The sequence below is a fragment of the Chryseobacterium kimseyorum genome (assembly GCF_025971945.1).
Lineage (GTDB): Bacteria > Bacteroidota > Bacteroidia > Flavobacteriales > Weeksellaceae > Chryseobacterium > Chryseobacterium kimseyorum.
Window position 1 is genome coordinate 410,666 of record NZ_JAPDHW010000002.1, and the last position, 15,220, is coordinate 425,885.

Here is a 15,220-nt window from a genome sequence, read left to right on the forward strand (position 1 = left end):
TTTTAAACTTAAAACAATGAAAAAAACACTTATCATACTTGCTTTTACATTCATCGCCAATTTATCAATTGCACAGGTTGCGATCGGAAAGGAAACCGTGAATGGAAACAGTACTATTTTAGATTTCAATGATACTACCGGCAACACAAAAGGAATTATCTTACCTAGCGTAAACAACACCAATGCTGCCCTTACATCACCAACGTCAGACAACAACGGAACTTTTGTGTTCGATAAGTCAGACAGTAAGGTAAAGATGTATCAAAACAGTTCGTGGGTCAATCTGAGCGATGCAGGAAATTCTACACAGATTACAGCAAACAGTTCGGAAGAATCTACCGGTTTGCAAGGCGCCATTATTGGTGCTGATAACAGTCTAGCGAAAGGCGTCCTGGTTTTGGAAAGTACGAATAAAGCGATGATTCTGCCTCAGATCGCAAATCCGCATCTAAATGTTAAAAGTCCTTATCCTGGAATGATGTGTTATGATACGGTGAGCAAGAGCCTTGCTGTTTTTGATGGATCTGTCTGGAATTATTGGAAATAAAAATTAACCTCCCGGTACTTAAGTATTGGGAGGTTTTATTTAGAGACTTAACATAATTTTTGTAAGAATTTAATTTTGATCAGACTTAAAAAACTTAATTAAAATGATCTGAGGGAGATTTATCCCAACTCATAGATGAGCAAAACACAAACAAAAGAAAAAATAACATTTGACTTCTCTACATTCTGGAGAAAGATTTTTCTGTGTGCCTTTGCTTTCATAATCAATTTTTCTTTTGCACAGATTTATATTAATGAAGGTGCAATGATCTACGATGCTGAAAAAAGCACAGCCTTAATTGCTGATTCTTCAGTCTGCAAACTTCCTCACACTGCCATCGAAAATAGAATTGCAGAAGAAAAATTTAACGGTGATGATCATACTTTTAAGCCTTCCAAAAACGCTGCAAAGACGGTAGAACGAACCATCGCCGAGAAGAAAACAGAGATAAAAAAAATACAGAACACGGTAAAGTTCAACCCTCATTCAAAATCAGAAGAGTTTTTTTTAATAAATGACGAGTCGTACTGTGCGATGATTTCCATTTCGCTTTTAAAACACAATGCAGTACTCTCAAAGACCTTGAATTTAAAGTCAGATTTAAAAAGAACATTTAAAACTTTAAAAAATTCAGATTTTAAGAGAATTGCCACTTCCGATTACCACCCTGATTATCGGTCTCGACCACCTCCTGTTTTTTCCTAAGTCCAATTTATCTTTTCAGATCACTGATTTTAAAAATTAAACACAAATAAATATCAAATATGAATTATTTTCAAAAAATGCTGACAGTAGCTTTGTGCTTCCTGTCGTTTCTATGGTTTGCCCAATCGGTCAACATCAGCCCTACACCCGCGCAGTGCCCAGGAAACGGCGCCGTTACTGTAACAACATCAGGAGTTACCCAGCCGCTTTTCCAACTGAAAGACAATAGCGGAAATAACATTGGCAGCGGAAGTACCAGTGGGACATTCACATCTCTGGATGCAGGTAACTACCAAATAAATGTGACGGGACAGGGATCTTTCAACGAAACACACCCTTTTCAGATTGCCAATAATTATACTCCGATCCCTCTTCCAGAAATTACCATTTCAGATCTTTGTGACAGTACTTTTACCATAGGTGGAACTTTAAGTATCAGCGTTACTCCTGTTCCGGGGAAAACTTACACCTATAAAGTAGTGCAAAGCAATGACCCTAGTTTTCCTGACACTTTAGGCACTTATGTTTCCATAAGTACGATTACCAATATCACTGCATTCGGAAAATACCAGATCAGGGTGAAAGATGAGTGTGGGCAGACCACAACGCTGACAAGAGATATACAGCCTGCTCTGCAGAAAATCGCAAGCATGAGCTGGAACGTTGCCAATGATCAGGTATGTAACCAATCTGCAGGAATGTCTGCGATACAGTTCTATGCGGCCAATGGATCTTTATTAAATTTAAGCACCTACGCTGGTTCTGGCGGTATAAAAGTAGAAATGTGGGAACGACCTTCTAATGCCTGTCCTACAAGTGTACCAGCTACTGCACCCATCTTTTCTCAGATTATAACATCAAACACCGGATATGTACTTCCTATTAACAATACTAAAAGATATGTAATACGGATCACAACACCATGTGGAGAGGAGTCAATATCTTGTTATGAATCTGTATCTGGTGCTACACCAGCCTTTACTGTTGCAAGTACTAACTCCGGTTGTGGAGCTTCAGAAACAATGTCAATAAAAGGTTCATCTACAACTTTCTTGAAATATCCTGTACAGGTAGAGATCAGAAACGCTGCAAATACGGTAGTCTATACTTACACGGCAAATGACGATTGGCAAACAAACAACTGGGCTGCAGCTAACCTGCCAATGGGCAACTACACGGTAAGATATACAGATGCCTGCGGATACACAGACACCAGAACGGTGGCAAATCCTAACACAGGAAGCCAAACAACGCCTACAGTTTCTGTAGCCTATACCAAATACAGATGTTTTGACGATAATTCAGGAAGTTTAACATTAACCGGGGCAACACAGATTGCACTGACCATTAACGGATATATTCCGAACAGAGAAAATGCTGTCGTGACTATTATTTCCGGACCGAGCAATGTTGGTGTCCCTGCAAAAATTCACAACAACACATTATTTGTCTGGACTAATGTGATTCCTGGGCCGTATACTATCAGAATCAACAGTGGATGTTCAGGCGCTCCTATCGACCTAAACTTTAATGTATCTCCGCCGTCTTCACAGATTTTACAGCAGTCTCTGAATTCGACAGGAACATCGTTCTGCTCAGGTGGAGGAAGTATTTCAAGTACGATTATCTATACAGGCGTTTTCAATAATGTTGTTGAATTACTTAACAGCAGCAACACGGTTATTGCAGAAAACACTTCCGGAACATTCGCCAATATTGCGCCTGGAACTTATAAGACAAGATTGAGAATTTCTACATGTACTTCATTTAAATACTACATAGAAAATGCTAATTCAATTGTTATTACCAATCAGTCGACAGGCCCACAGATTGTAAAAAAAGTAGGAATTGTCTGCGAAAACGCTCAGGGAGTACCTCTTTCCGCAGGTACTGCTTATTTTGAAATTGCCGGTGCCGCGCCATTGACTGTTCAGTACAAATTACAGTCAGAACCAGATTCAGCGTTAATCACCTTCAGTAATAATGCACCAACATCATTTCAGATTACCGGACTAACGCCTAATCAAACCTACGAACTTGTTGTGACCAGCTGTGGGAATTCCATAAGAACGTCTATCATTATTCAGACTCCGGGATCTATGAGTGTTTCCAATACTGTGAACCCTTGCGTGAACTCGCCATATACCCTTTCGGCACCAGATTATGCAGGTGCTACTTATGAATGGACAAACCCTTCAGGAACTATGGTTGCAACTACAAAAGATTATCATATTGCCAACTACAATGCGTCGTATGACGGTCAGTACAATGTGAAAATAACTTGGGGTGGCTGCGTTGTTAGATTTACTTCAATTTATATTAATTCTCAACAATGCGGTGGTCCTATCGATGCGGTATGTACCAAACCTGGAGATTTCACAGTAGCAGGAAACCCTACAAAACTCGGGATTACCGTTCAGGAAAAGAAATCTGGCTGGCCGGAAAGCATACCTAATGGCTTTGTTACTTTAGAATCCAGACAGAAAGGTTTTGTCATCACCAGAGTTGCCAACGAAGCTGCTATCTCTGATCCCAAAGCAGGAATGCTGATTTATGATATGAGTACACCGTGCGTAAAATTATATAATGGAAACAGCTGGAACTGCATCAAGAAATCCTGTAACGACACCCAATAATCACCTTTTAAAATTAAATCTAATGAAAAAAATAATATATACCACGCTAGTGTTATTCGCTGTTTCTGCCAACGCGCAGGTCTCAATCGGCGGAAAAGATAATGTTGAAGGTAATTCTACTATACTGGACTTCAACAGTCCATTTTTATCAGGAAGTACTATTCAGACAGAGAACAATAACACAAAAGGAATTATTTTGCCCGCGGTGGATAATTTAAACAGTGCATTGGCCACGACCGTTGCCGTCAACAACGGAACTTTTTTGTTCGATAAATCGGATAACAAAGTAAAGATGTTTGAGAAAAACGCATGGGTTTCTCTCAGCGATGTAGGAAGTTCTTCTTTGATTACTGCCAATACCAGTAACGATACAGATGCTCAGCAGGGCGTTATTATTGGCTCTGAAACCAGCTCGGCAAAAGGCGTTTTGGTTTTGGAATCACCGAACAAAGCCATGATTCTCCCAAGGATTATGAATCCTCATCTTACGGTAAAAAGCCCATATCCAGGGATGATGTGCTATGATACTATAAGTAGAAGTTTAGCCGTTTTTGATGGTTCCGTTTGGAACTATTGGAAATAAAAGATTACAATTTTTCGTTCATTTTTTTATTAAAGCTTTGCACAATTGAGTGCAAAGCTTTTTATTTTTGTTGAAAATATTGAATTATCATTGAATATATTTTATTTAAAATTGATCTCTTCACATCATATTTAATGTAATAATCATCACATTTGAATAAAAAAAACTTATCTTTATATGGGATCATCTATAAAATTAATAAATAAATATGCTTTAATATTTGATAATGGTCATCATATTTAACGATTTTACTAAGTCCAATAAAAAAGATTTTTTAAGATTTTTTAAGTTTGAGAAAGCCTGCTTTCAAATATTTAATTAAACACTAAATTGTTATAAATAAAGAAATAATAATCGGCAATCCCCCTGTTAGAAGCAAAAATTTAATGATACCCAGAAAGATTATCACGCCTTACAGCGTTTGGTAATTGATGAAAATGAATCTTTTTTAATCAACATTAGTTCTTAGAAATATGGATTTTATAAAGTCCTCAAAAATATATTTACTCGCAGCACTCGTAAGCTGCATTCTGCTGTTTGCACAAAAAACTGATGTACAAGACAAAAAAATTTCTGAATTAATCAATGAGACAGAGAATCTTTATCTTGCGGGAAACACAGAAAAGTTTCTGGCTTCATCACACAAACTGATATCCCTTTCTGAAAAAGCCAAAAACCAAATGGGACTGAGCTGTGGCTACTATTATCTAGCAGCATGTCTGTACAACGTTGGAAAATACCGTGAAAGCATCAACTACATTAAAAAAGCTCAACACTATAAAGACTATCTGAAGCATGATATCATGCATCATTCCAGAACTTACGGTTTATTGGCAGACAATTATCTGAGTCTCGAACTGTATTCTTTATCTGCTGAAAATTATCATCAGTCATTAAAAATTCTACAGACCGTCGCTAAAAAAAATACCCTATACTATCTTTCCGAGAGCACTTCTTACTCTTATCTGGCAATACTTTATAACAATATGAGTCTTAACGATTCAATGTATTACTATCTTAAGAAAGAGAAAAGCAGTCTGTCAAAAATCAACAATGGGAAACAATATGCAGAAAACGGATGTGCTTCCAATGACTTTGGACATTACTATTTAAAAACCAATCAGCTAGACTCGGCAAAAATTTATTTAAATCAATCAGTTGCATTCTTTCAAAATGAAGACAATGAGTGTAAATTCGATGCAATTTCAGGCCTAGCTGATCTCGAAATTAAAAATAAAAATTACAAAAAAGCATATCAATTATATAATGAAGCTCTAAATGGTTTCAAAAAAAATAATTATCCACAGTTAGTCAATGATCTGTACAAGAAAATCTCTGAAGCCTATATTCAGGAAGGCAACACCGTAAAAGGAAAATATTACCAGGATCTCTATCAGAAGGCAAACGTCGAGATGGAGGAGGATCGCAGGAAAGAAAGAGATTTCGTCATCAATGAAGTGATGAAAGAGGAAGCCAGGAAAAATGAATTTGAAAAAGATAAAAATAAAAAATACACTGCTTTAATTATTTCACTTTTACTGATCATTACAGCTATTGTGATATTTTTCCTGAGAAAAAATAAAAAGAAAAATGTGCAGTCGAATGAAATCACAGATCAACTTAAAGTAGAAAATGCAGTTCAGGAAAAGGAAAAAGATGTTCTGAAATCTCAAATTAACGAGAGTTTTGATGAAGTGATGAGTCTGGCAAAGGAAAACAGTCCCGAGTTTTTTATCCGCTTTCAGGAAATTTATCCTCAGTTTACTCCAAAAATGCTTAAAATAAATCCAAACTTTAAAGTAACCGAGCTTACTTTTGCGTCTTACATTTATTTAGGCTTTACTACAAAAGAAATTGCTGATTATACCTTTAAAGCTGTAAAAACGATAGAGAATAACCGCTATAATTTTAGAAAAAAACTTGACCTCTCCCCTGACCAGGATCTTCAATTTTGGATCAAAAATTATATTGATGGCGAATAACTTACGAGTATGGCTTGGTTTTAGTAATACGGACTTGAAAATAAATTATAACCATTTAAATTAATACCGTTAAGCACAAATGGGTTTCAAAAAATCCTTACAATATCTCCTTCTACTGATGCTCCTTTTGTGGAGTGTGAAGTTCCACGCTCAAAATATAGTTACTCCACAAAAGATTGATCAGTTAATTGCCACAACCAACCAGTTATATCTGGATGGAAAAACGGATGGTGTTTTCAAATTTTCAAAACAGATTATTGATGAATCTGAAAGTTTGAAATACGATAAAGGACTTTCCTACGGTAACTATTATTTAGCTACCTATTATTACGATAACGCAGAATTTAAAGAAAGCATCCATCATGCTAAAAAAGCGCAACAATACGGCGTTTATTTAGCCAAGGACAAAACACAGTCTGCCAGAATTTCAGCATTGCTGGGAGGAAATTATCTGTTGTTGGAATTATACACTCTTTCTTCAAAAAGTTATAGAAAAACACTGAATATTTTAGACAGCAAAACGGAGAAAAACATCACAGATTCTCTTACAGAAGGCGCGGTCTACTCTAATCTAAGTTATCTTTTTCAGAATATCAATATGCCGGACTCGATGTATTTTTATCTTAAAAAGGAAAGAGAAATTTTAAGAATGGTAAAATTCAAAAATGCTTATGTAGAAAATGGCTGTTCATGTCTGGGTTTCGGAAATTATCATTTAAACCAGAATAAGGTAGATTCTGCACAGTATTATTATAACCAGTCGCTGGCAATTTTTAGCGATAAAAAACATCCCTGTAAGATTGAAGCGCTTATTGGTTTAGGAAATCTTTACACCCACGAAAAAGATTACGAAAAATCGCATCAGTATTACGATATAGCACTCACCAATTTTGAGCAGAATAATTTTCCGGATATCCAGAGCGAGTTATTTAAAAAAATATCAGAACTGTATATTTCTGAAGGCAAAGCATCTGAAGCAAAGCACTACCAGGATTTGTATCTCACAGCACATAATAAACTGGATGCCCAGAAGAAAAAAGAACGTGATTTTGTGCTGAATGAGGTAATGAAAGAGGAAAAAGCACAGCATGAGAATGAAGTGAAGAAGAGTCAGACAATGACGTGGTTCATTGTTTCTCTCCTTGTTTTGATTACTGCTTTTATCATTTATCTACTTCAAAAGTCAAAAACCAAAAATCAGAAAGCTTTAGAAATTACCAAACAGCTGGAATCTGAAAAAGCAATGAATGAAAAGGAGAAGGACACTTTGAAATTACAGCTCAACGAAGCCTTTGAAGAAGTCAGGAAATTAGCTAAAGAAAACAGTCCCGATTTTTTCATCAGATTTCAGGATGTTTATCCACATTTTAGAAATAAAATGCTGGAGATCAATTCTCAGTTCAAAGTTTCAGAACTCACTTTTGCTGCCTACATTTACTTAGGATTTAATACCAAAGAAATTGCAGATTACACCTTTAAAGCGGTAAAAACAATTGAAAACAACCGTTATAATTTCAGAAAAAAGCTGGGCATTTCGCCCGAAAAAGACCTGCAGATCTGGTTGCGAAATTATATTGATTTTGAATAAAAAAATCCCTTTCATCACAGTGATGAAAGGGATTATATTGTATGATAAATTTTCTTGTTTAAGTAAGCATTCCGCCGTCAACGTTTAGAACCTGACCGGAAATGTAAGAAGACATCTCACTGCCGAAGAAAACACATGCATTGGCAACGTCTTCTGGCTGTCCGCCTCTTTTCAACGGAATTCCGTCTCTCCAGTTCTGAACTGTTTTTTCGTCCAATGCCGCTGTCATTTCAGTTTCAATAAATCCTGGAGCAATCGCGTTACAACGGATGTTTCTAGAACCTAGTTCAAGCGCTACAGACTTTGTGAAACCAATAACTCCGGCTTTAGAAGCTGCATAGTTGGCCTGTCCGGCATTTCCTTTTACTCCAACTACTGAAGTCATATTAATGATAGAGCCTGATTTCGCCTTCATCATCGGCTTTATTACCGCCTTGGTAAGGTTGAATACAGAATCTAAATTAACCTTAATAATTGTGTCCCAATCATCTTTAGACATTCTCATCAACAGGTTATCTTTTGTGATTCCCGCATTATTCACCAAAATATCAATTTTTCCGAACTCAGCAAGTACTTCTTCCACTAATTTCTGAGCAGCGTCGTAATCTGATGCATCAGACTGATATCCTTTAATTTGAGTTACAGAACTCAAAGCAGTTTCTAATTCTTTAGCTTTTTCTACAGAACCTGCGTAGGTAAATGCCACTTTTGCTCCCTGTTGAGCAAAAATTTCAGCAATCCCTTTTCCGATTCCTCTTGTAGCTCCGGTAATTAGCGCTACTTTTCCTTCTAATAGTTTCATTATTGTTATGAATTTATTTTATTTTTTTGCAAAAATACACTTTTTGTCAGTAACAGTCTTTGGGTTTCTTTTCAATCAGCTTTTTACGCTTCTCGTCATATTTATAGCAATGCTCTTCAATAAGTTTCATTTGGTTATTCTGAACCTTATAAATATTTTCAACAACAGATGCGCCTGCACAGCATTGGTTTATTTCTTTAATTCGCTTCGTTTTCGCATCAAATTCCAGCGAGACGCCCGTAAAATCACTTTCAAAAAATCTTTTTTTTATCGGATCAAATAAGAAATAACTTTTTGAAGTATTGGGTCCTGCATAAGTCTGCAAACAGCTCGAAAAATCATCGTAACCGTCAAAATTAAAATCTCCGATTGAAATATCACCAGTACTTCCCAGCATACATTCTCCCAATTCCATCTTTTGAACCAGATTTCCAGATCTCTTTTCAAAAATTAAAACCGGATTTTCATTGGTTTCTTTTAAAGTTTTAAAGTAAAACTGTCTTGTACTTTCAACTTGCAAAATCTCGTTCTGATTGTCTTTTTTCTTTAGATAAACTTCTAATGAAGTATTTTCTTTCTTAAGATTAATCCAATTTCCTGAGATTTCGTTTTTATTTTCATCAAAATCTTCAAAGACAAATTTTGCTGTTTTGCGATCACCTTCAGATTCAAATAACGTCAAATTCTTCTTGACATAATTTCCATCGATGGATATAGGATTATTGTATGTCGAATAGACATATACTCCATCCGCAGATTCATCGTTCAGGTTCAAAACCATTTCTACCGAATAATCCCCAATCTTTCCCTCATAGCTTATCTGAGCACTGAAACAAACGGGAATCATCAGAAAAAAGAGTTTCAGGAAATTCATTATTTCAAAGAATTATTCACAATAAGTACGATTTCTCCTTTTAAAGTTTTGCTTTTAGAGAATTCAATTAATTCATTGATTGTTCCTCTTTTAGTTTCTTCGAATTTTTTTGAGATTTCACGGCTTAAACTTGCTCTCGTCTCCTCGCCAAAGAATTCTTTAATCTGTTCTAAGGTTGTATTAATCTTATGCGGACTTTCGTACAGAACGATGGTCTTCTTCTCTTCTGCCAGCTGTTTCAGCTTTGTCTGTCTACCCTTTTTGGGAGGAAGAAAACCTGCAAAGAGAAATTCATTATTCGGCAGTCCTGAAACTACCAAAGCCGGAATTAAAGCCGTTGCACCTGGTAGACAAATCATTTCAATATTGTGATCTGAACCGGCTTTCGCCAGTAAATAGCCTGGATCAGAAATTCCTGGAGTTCCTGCATCAGTAATAATGGCAATATTCTGGCCGCTCTGAAGATCTGTAATTACTTTCTCCGTCGCGGTGTGCTCATTATGGAGGTGATAAGATTTTAAAGGTTTTGAAATTTCGTAATGCTTTAAAAGCACTCCCGAAGTTCTTGTGTCTTCACACAGAATATAATCGACTTCTTTCAGCACTTTTACCGCTCTGAAAGTCATGTCTTCTAAGTTCCCAACGGGTGTGGGAACGAAATATAGGATTCCACTCAAAATTATAAGAATTTATTTTCTACCAATATCCAAAGTCGTTGTGCGTACTCGTCTACTTTATTCCATTTTCTGTCGTAGTACAGTTCACTTAGATATTCTTTTGCTTCTTCCAGATTTCTGCATCTGTTCAGCTCAGTAACGGCTTGGTTAAGGTCAGTCTGACTTCCTCCGAACAGTAGTTTGGTAAAAGCCATTCTGTCATTCAGATCCAGTCTGAATTCAGGTTTTTGCTTGTCCGCTTCCATATAATCGGTAGGAATATTTGTTTTCAACAGGCTTCCTGTCTCTTCTTTTACAACTGGAGCCGGTTTTTCCTGAGGAACTTCTCTCTCCAAAGGATCGTCATCGAAAAGAGTCTGAATATTTTTTAATCCTCTGATATTGGCCAATCTTATCTTTTTCTCCTGTCGGTAGGCTTCGAGATTTTCAAAACTCTCATCAGAGGCAGGTTTTTCAGATTCATTGACAGGCTTGTCGATTTCGACAATTTTTCGGCGGTCTGCATCTTCATTGATTACCGCTTCTGCTTCATTCGTTTCAGTATCTTTTTTAATTTCCGTCAGAATACTTTCAACATTTGAATTTTCAGTGATCATTTCATCTTCATCATATTTAAAATCATCAGAAACTGATTCATTTTCAGATCCTTCAATTAAAATTTCATTATCAAGCTCCTCAGGTTCAAACATACTGGGAATCTTTTCAGCAGAAGCATCAGAAGTCTGTGCAGACTCATAATTTTTTAGAATTTGCTCTTCTTCCTCAAAATTATTGGAAACAGTTTCGTCTGAAATTTCATTTTCAAACTCATCAATTTCATTCAGCTGATTATTAAATATTGCCTCTTCTTCAGTTACTTTTTGGTCAAATATTTCTTCATCGATATCATTCTCATCTTCCGGAACAGAATTTTCAAGAATTCTGTCTTCATCCACAAAGCTCAGAACCTGTGAAACCTCTTCTGAAGATTCTTCCTCTTCTATTTCGTTTAGCTGCTCATTAAAAGCAGTATTTTCTTCAACAATTTCTGTATTGTAAACTTCTTCTTTTTCTTCTTCTTTATTTAAATCGTCCTCTGAAGCTTCAGTTTTCTCTTCTTCTGCTTGATTGACCATATTTTCATGGTATTCATTTTCGACAATCTCATTTAATTGATTGTTAAAAATCGCCTCTTCCTCCATAACTTCATTGGGCAGATTGTTTTCACTTCCCTCAATTTCATTCAGTTCATTGTTGAAAATTGCTTCTTCCTCCATTACTTCGTGAGAATATTCCTGAGATTCTGTAGGCGTATCCGCTAAAAGTGAACCGGATAACGGTTGTAAAAACTGTAAATCATCACCACTGTAGTATTCTACCTTGGTTTTTAACAGCTTTAAAAATGAAATTCGGTCTGCAAGCTCATCGATAAGATTTTGCTTTGTAAGTAGCTCGTCAACGTCGTTTATTTTGTCTAGAATACTGATGATATTCTTAGATTCAAAAAAAATCTTTTCCTGTAAATCTTGGATGTTCTGCATAGAAGAATCTTATTAAAATTGCTTACTTTTGGTCTTAAAATATTACGGCTAAAATAACAAATGTTTTTAGAAAATACAATTAATCATTCCAAACAAAGCGGTTGGATGGAAGTTATTTGTGGCTCCATGTTTTCCGGAAAAACCGAAGAGTTAATCCGGAGACTGAGAAGGGCTGAAATGGCGGGGCAGAATGTGGAAATTTTTAAACCCAAAACAGATACAAGATATTCTGATGAAGATGTTGTTTCGCATAATAAAAATAAAATCCGAAGTACAGCAGTAGAAAATCCTGATGAAATTATTCTTTTGGGTTCAAACTGCGATGTGGTAGGAATAGATGAAGCTCAGTTTTTTGACGAAAGCATCGTAGAAGTTGCTAATCAATTGGCAAACAGTGGAATTCGGGTTGTCATTGCAGGTTTGGATATGGATTTTTTAGGAAGGCCTTTCGGCCCGATTCCTAATCTAATGGCAACGGCAGAATATGTCACAAAGGTGCATGCCATCTGTAAAAGAACAGGAAATCTTGCCAACTACTCCATGAGGATTTCTCAGGGAAATAATCTGGTGGAACTCGGCGAAACAGAAAGCTATGAAGCAGTAAGCCGTCGTGTTTTTATCGAAGAAGTGCTTTCTAAGAGAAATAATGAGTAATTTAGGCTGAATTAAAAGTTTAGGTTAATATCAAGAGTAAGAGTCTTCCTCAATAAAAAATTGCTGATTTTTGATGCTGTGTTCATCGAAGTTGTCTTGCGCTTAAAAATCAAAATTTTAAATAAACTAATGCTTTGCAATTAACTAATTAAAACATTACGAATCAAACACATCAGATATAAAACAGAGCAGACAGGGCACCAATGAATTATACAGTACAACAAATTGCAGAGATCACCAATGCGCAGGTTATTGGAGATAAAAATCTATTAATCAAAAACATAGCTTTTGACAGCAGAATTATTTATTCGACTAAAAATGCTGCTTTTATTGCAATTAATACTCAAAAAAATTCAGGTGAAAAATTCATAGAATCGGCGGTCGACCGTGGAATAACCGTTATTATCTCTGAACATCAATATCCGCAGTTTGAAAATATTACCTGGATTATTGTGAAAAATTCTGTGGAATTTCTACAGAAATTAGCTCAACATCATTTCGAAAATTCAAATTTAAAATCAGTCGGAATCACCGGGAGTAATGGTAAAACCATTCTTAAAGAATGGCTTTATCAATGTCTGTGGAATGAATTTCCTACAGTGAAAAGTCCGAAAAGTTTCAATTCTCAGATTGGTCTTCCGCTTTCTCTGCTTCAGATCAATGAAAGTCACCAATTAGGGATATTTGAAGTCGGAATTTCGATGCCCAATGAAATGGACGTTTTGGAAAATATTTTTCATCCGCAGATTGGCTTACTCACCCACATTGGAACCGCTCATGCCGCGAATTTTTATTCTGAAGAAGATTTAATTGATGAGAAAATAAAACTTTTTAAAGACTCAAAGGTGATAATCTTTAACGGTGATAATATATTGGTAAACAGAAAAATACGTGAAATATATTCAAGTAAAAAATTAATATCCTACGGATTTAATCAGCATAATGATGTCACCTTTAAAAACAACATTTCAAAAAACGAAGATGTTGTTGTTACCTATTTTGATGAGGAAATTACCTTCCCTGTCCATCAACGTGATGAAGCCACTTTAACGAATGCTTTGGCACTTATAACCGTTCTGAAAGAACTCGGCATCAGCAATGATAAGATTGTTGATAAAATCAACGCTCTGAAAGCCGTAGAAATGCGACTTGAAGCAATTGAAGGCATTAAAAATAATATTGTCATCAATGATTCCTTCAATCTTGATCTGGATTCTTTGAAAACCGCACTTCAGTTTCTCAATGAATACAAGAAGTCAAAAAAATCATTGGTTCTGACAGATATTATTGGTGTAAATACCAATTCGAAAGAGCTGTATGAAGAAGTATCAGAACTGGTCAACGAACAGCATTTTGATAATGTCTTTTTGATTGGAGAAGAAATTACCAAGTTTAAAGATTTGTTTAAATCTAAAACGTTCACTTTCATTGATACTCAAGAATTAATTGATAATAAATATCTTATAGAAATAGAAAATCAAATTATCTTATTGAAAGGTGCGAGAAAATTTGAAATTGAAAAACTGAAAGATCTCTTAGAACTCAGAAAACACGACACGGTTTTAGAAGTGAACCTGAATGCAATTCTTCATAACATTAACTACCATAAGTCTCTCCTGAAACCTTCCACCAAAATGATGGCAATGGTAAAAGCCAATGCTTACGGATTAGGAAGTTATGAGATTTCAGAGTTTTTACAGCATCATCACATTAATTATCTTGGGGTTGCATACGCAGACGAAGGAGTTGAACTCCGTAAAAAAGGAATTACCACTCCTATCGTAGTAATGAATCCTGAGCAGCACAGTTATGATGCAATAATTCAGTATAATCTTGAGCCGGAAATTTACAGTTTCAGAGTTCTGGAATTGTTTTACGAGGCCGTTCAAAAATCCGGATATGATAAAAAATATCCCATCCACATTAAACTGGAAACAGGAATGCACCGTCTTGGTTTTAAAGAATATGAATTAGATCAGCTCAGCCAGAGTTTAGAATATAAAAATCTAAAGGTTCAGAGTATTTTCAGTCATTTGTCATCAGCAGATGTTCCTTCGGAGAAAGAATTTACATTAAAACAGTTGGAAATATTTGAAAAAAATTCAGGATATTTAATTAAAAATTTGGGCTACCAACCGCTCAGGCATATTCTAAATTCATCAGGAATTACCAACTACAGCAGCCATCATTACGATATGGTAAGAATCGGCATTGGAATGTTGGGAGAGTCTGCGAACGCTGACATTCAAAAGCAACTTCAGTCGACAGTCAGTTTTAAGACCGTGATCTCACAGATTTCATTGGTTGAAAATGGTGAATCTGTAGGCTACAGCCGAAAATATAAGACAGACCATCTAACGAAAATCGCAACTATTCCTGTAGGATATGCTGACGGAATTCCAAGATTAATCGGTAACCAAATCGGAAACGTAGGCATCAACAAAACGCTTGCCCCGATTGTTGGAAACATCTGTATGGATATGATGATGATTAAAGTTGATGATATTCCAAATGTAAAAGAAGGCGATACCGTCACGGTTTTTAACGCCAAACCAAGTCTTAAAGAATTTGCAGAATACTGCAAAACGATTACTTACGAAGTTTTAACCTCAATTTCTCCTCGTGTGAAACGGATCTATATAAAAGATTAAT

Annotated in this window: 12 protein-coding genes; 8 read left to right on the forward strand and 4 right to left on the reverse strand. The window is 35.9% G+C overall.

What is annotated here, in order from left to right; translation table 11 throughout:
* Nucleotides 1–16 precede the first annotated feature (16 nt).
* The 6 genes from OMO38_RS04565 to OMO38_RS04590 all read left to right on the forward strand — a co-directional run bounded on the left by OMO38_RS04565 (nt 17) and on the right by OMO38_RS04590 (nt 8,041).
* On the forward strand, nt 17–547 hold the full coding sequence (locus tag OMO38_RS04565; protein ID WP_264749033.1) for a hypothetical protein: 531 nt from the start codon (nt 17–19) through the stop codon (nt 545–547).
* A 135-nt stretch (nt 548–682) separates the two neighbouring features.
* Nucleotides 683–1,252: a hypothetical protein gene (locus tag OMO38_RS04570; protein ID WP_264749034.1), complete on the forward strand. Its 570-nt coding sequence runs from the start codon at nt 683–685 to the stop codon at nt 1,250–1,252.
* A 59-nt stretch (nt 1,253–1,311) separates the two neighbouring features.
* On the forward strand, nt 1,312–3,888 hold the full coding sequence (locus OMO38_RS04575; RefSeq protein WP_264749035.1) for a hypothetical protein: 2,577 nt from the start codon (nt 1,312–1,314) through the stop codon (nt 3,886–3,888).
* Between the two features lie 22 nt (nt 3,889–3,910).
* Entirely contained in the window at nt 3,911–4,471 is a 561-nt protein-coding gene (locus OMO38_RS04580; RefSeq protein WP_264749036.1) for a hypothetical protein, read from the forward strand.
* A gap of 473 nt (nt 4,472–4,944) precedes the next feature.
* Nucleotides 4,945–6,453 carry a helix-turn-helix transcriptional regulator gene (locus OMO38_RS04585; RefSeq protein ID WP_264749037.1) on the forward strand — a complete coding sequence of 503 codons (1,509 nt, stop codon included), beginning with the start codon at nt 4,945–4,947 and terminating at the stop codon, nt 6,451–6,453.
* Nucleotides 6,454–6,532: 79 nt separating this feature from the next.
* Nucleotides 6,533–8,041: a tetratricopeptide repeat protein gene (locus tag OMO38_RS04590; RefSeq protein WP_264749038.1), complete on the forward strand. Its 1,509-nt coding sequence runs from the start codon at nt 6,533–6,535 to the stop codon at nt 8,039–8,041.
* A gap of 58 nt (nt 8,042–8,099) precedes the next feature.
* Here OMO38_RS04590 and fabG read toward each other — a convergent pair whose 3' ends face one another.
* From fabG to OMO38_RS04610, 4 genes are read right to left on the reverse strand one after another with little or no spacing between them, the layout of a single operon-like run.
* Complete coding sequence (gene fabG, locus OMO38_RS04595; protein WP_264749039.1) at nt 8,100–8,843, reverse strand: 3-oxoacyl-[acyl-carrier-protein] reductase; 744 nt, start codon at nt 8,841–8,843, stop codon at nt 8,100–8,102.
* A 46-nt stretch (nt 8,844–8,889) separates the two neighbouring features.
* The gene (locus OMO38_RS04600) at nt 8,890–9,717 is read right to left on the reverse strand and encodes an XAC2610-related protein (protein ID WP_264749040.1); all 828 of its coding nucleotides are present in this window, start codon (nt 9,715–9,717) and stop codon (nt 8,890–8,892) included.
* Nucleotides 9,717–10,394 carry a 16S rRNA (cytidine(1402)-2'-O)-methyltransferase gene (gene rsmI / locus OMO38_RS04605; RefSeq protein WP_264749041.1) on the reverse strand — a complete coding sequence of 226 codons (678 nt, stop codon included), beginning with the start codon at nt 10,392–10,394 and terminating at the stop codon, nt 9,717–9,719. Before rsmI ends, OMO38_RS04600 begins: the two co-directional genes overlap by 1 nt.
* Before the next feature lie 2 nt (nt 10,395–10,396).
* Nucleotides 10,397–11,914, reverse strand: coding sequence for a hypothetical protein (locus tag OMO38_RS04610; protein ID WP_264749042.1), 1,518 nt, complete (start codon nt 11,912–11,914; stop codon nt 10,397–10,399).
* Between the two features lie 60 nt (nt 11,915–11,974).
* On the opposite strand from OMO38_RS04610, the gene OMO38_RS04615 reads away from it, so the two are divergent.
* Nucleotides 11,975–12,568, forward strand: coding sequence for a thymidine kinase (locus OMO38_RS04615; protein ID WP_264749043.1), 594 nt, complete (start codon nt 11,975–11,977; stop codon nt 12,566–12,568).
* A gap of 203 nt (nt 12,569–12,771) precedes the next feature.
* Nucleotides 12,772–15,219: a bifunctional UDP-N-acetylmuramoyl-tripeptide:D-alanyl-D-alanine ligase/alanine racemase gene (locus OMO38_RS04620; protein WP_264749044.1), complete on the forward strand. Its 2,448-nt coding sequence runs from the start codon at nt 12,772–12,774 to the stop codon at nt 15,217–15,219.
* Nucleotide 15,220 lies beyond the last annotated feature (1 nt).

What these genes read in the sequence shown, in the direction of transcription:
- fabG (WP_264749039.1), bottom strand. Translation starts at nt 8,843, where the DNA reads ATGAAACTATTAGAAGGAAAAGTAGCGCTAATTACCGGAGCTACAAGA.
- OMO38_RS04565 (WP_264749033.1), top strand. Translation starts at nt 17, where the DNA reads ATGAAAAAAACACTTATCATACTTGCTTTTACATTCATCGCCAATTTA.
- OMO38_RS04620 (WP_264749044.1), top strand. Translation starts at nt 12,772, where the DNA reads ATGAATTATACAGTACAACAAATTGCAGAGATCACCAATGCGCAGGTT.
- OMO38_RS04585 (WP_264749037.1), top strand. Translation starts at nt 4,945, where the DNA reads ATGGATTTTATAAAGTCCTCAAAAATATATTTACTCGCAGCACTCGTA.
- OMO38_RS04615 (WP_264749043.1), top strand. Translation starts at nt 11,975, where the DNA reads ATGTTTTTAGAAAATACAATTAATCATTCCAAACAAAGCGGTTGGATG.
- OMO38_RS04590 (WP_264749038.1), top strand. Translation starts at nt 6,533, where the DNA reads ATGGGTTTCAAAAAATCCTTACAATATCTCCTTCTACTGATGCTCCTT.
- OMO38_RS04610 (WP_264749042.1), bottom strand. Translation starts at nt 11,914, where the DNA reads ATGCAGAACATCCAAGATTTACAGGAAAAGATTTTTTTTGAATCTAAG.
- OMO38_RS04575 (WP_264749035.1), top strand. Translation starts at nt 1,312, where the DNA reads ATGAATTATTTTCAAAAAATGCTGACAGTAGCTTTGTGCTTCCTGTCG.
- OMO38_RS04580 (WP_264749036.1), top strand. Translation starts at nt 3,911, where the DNA reads ATGAAAAAAATAATATATACCACGCTAGTGTTATTCGCTGTTTCTGCC.
- OMO38_RS04570 (WP_264749034.1), top strand. Translation starts at nt 683, where the DNA reads ATGAGCAAAACACAAACAAAAGAAAAAATAACATTTGACTTCTCTACA.
- OMO38_RS04600 (WP_264749040.1), bottom strand. Translation starts at nt 9,717, where the DNA reads ATGAATTTCCTGAAACTCTTTTTTCTGATGATTCCCGTTTGTTTCAGT.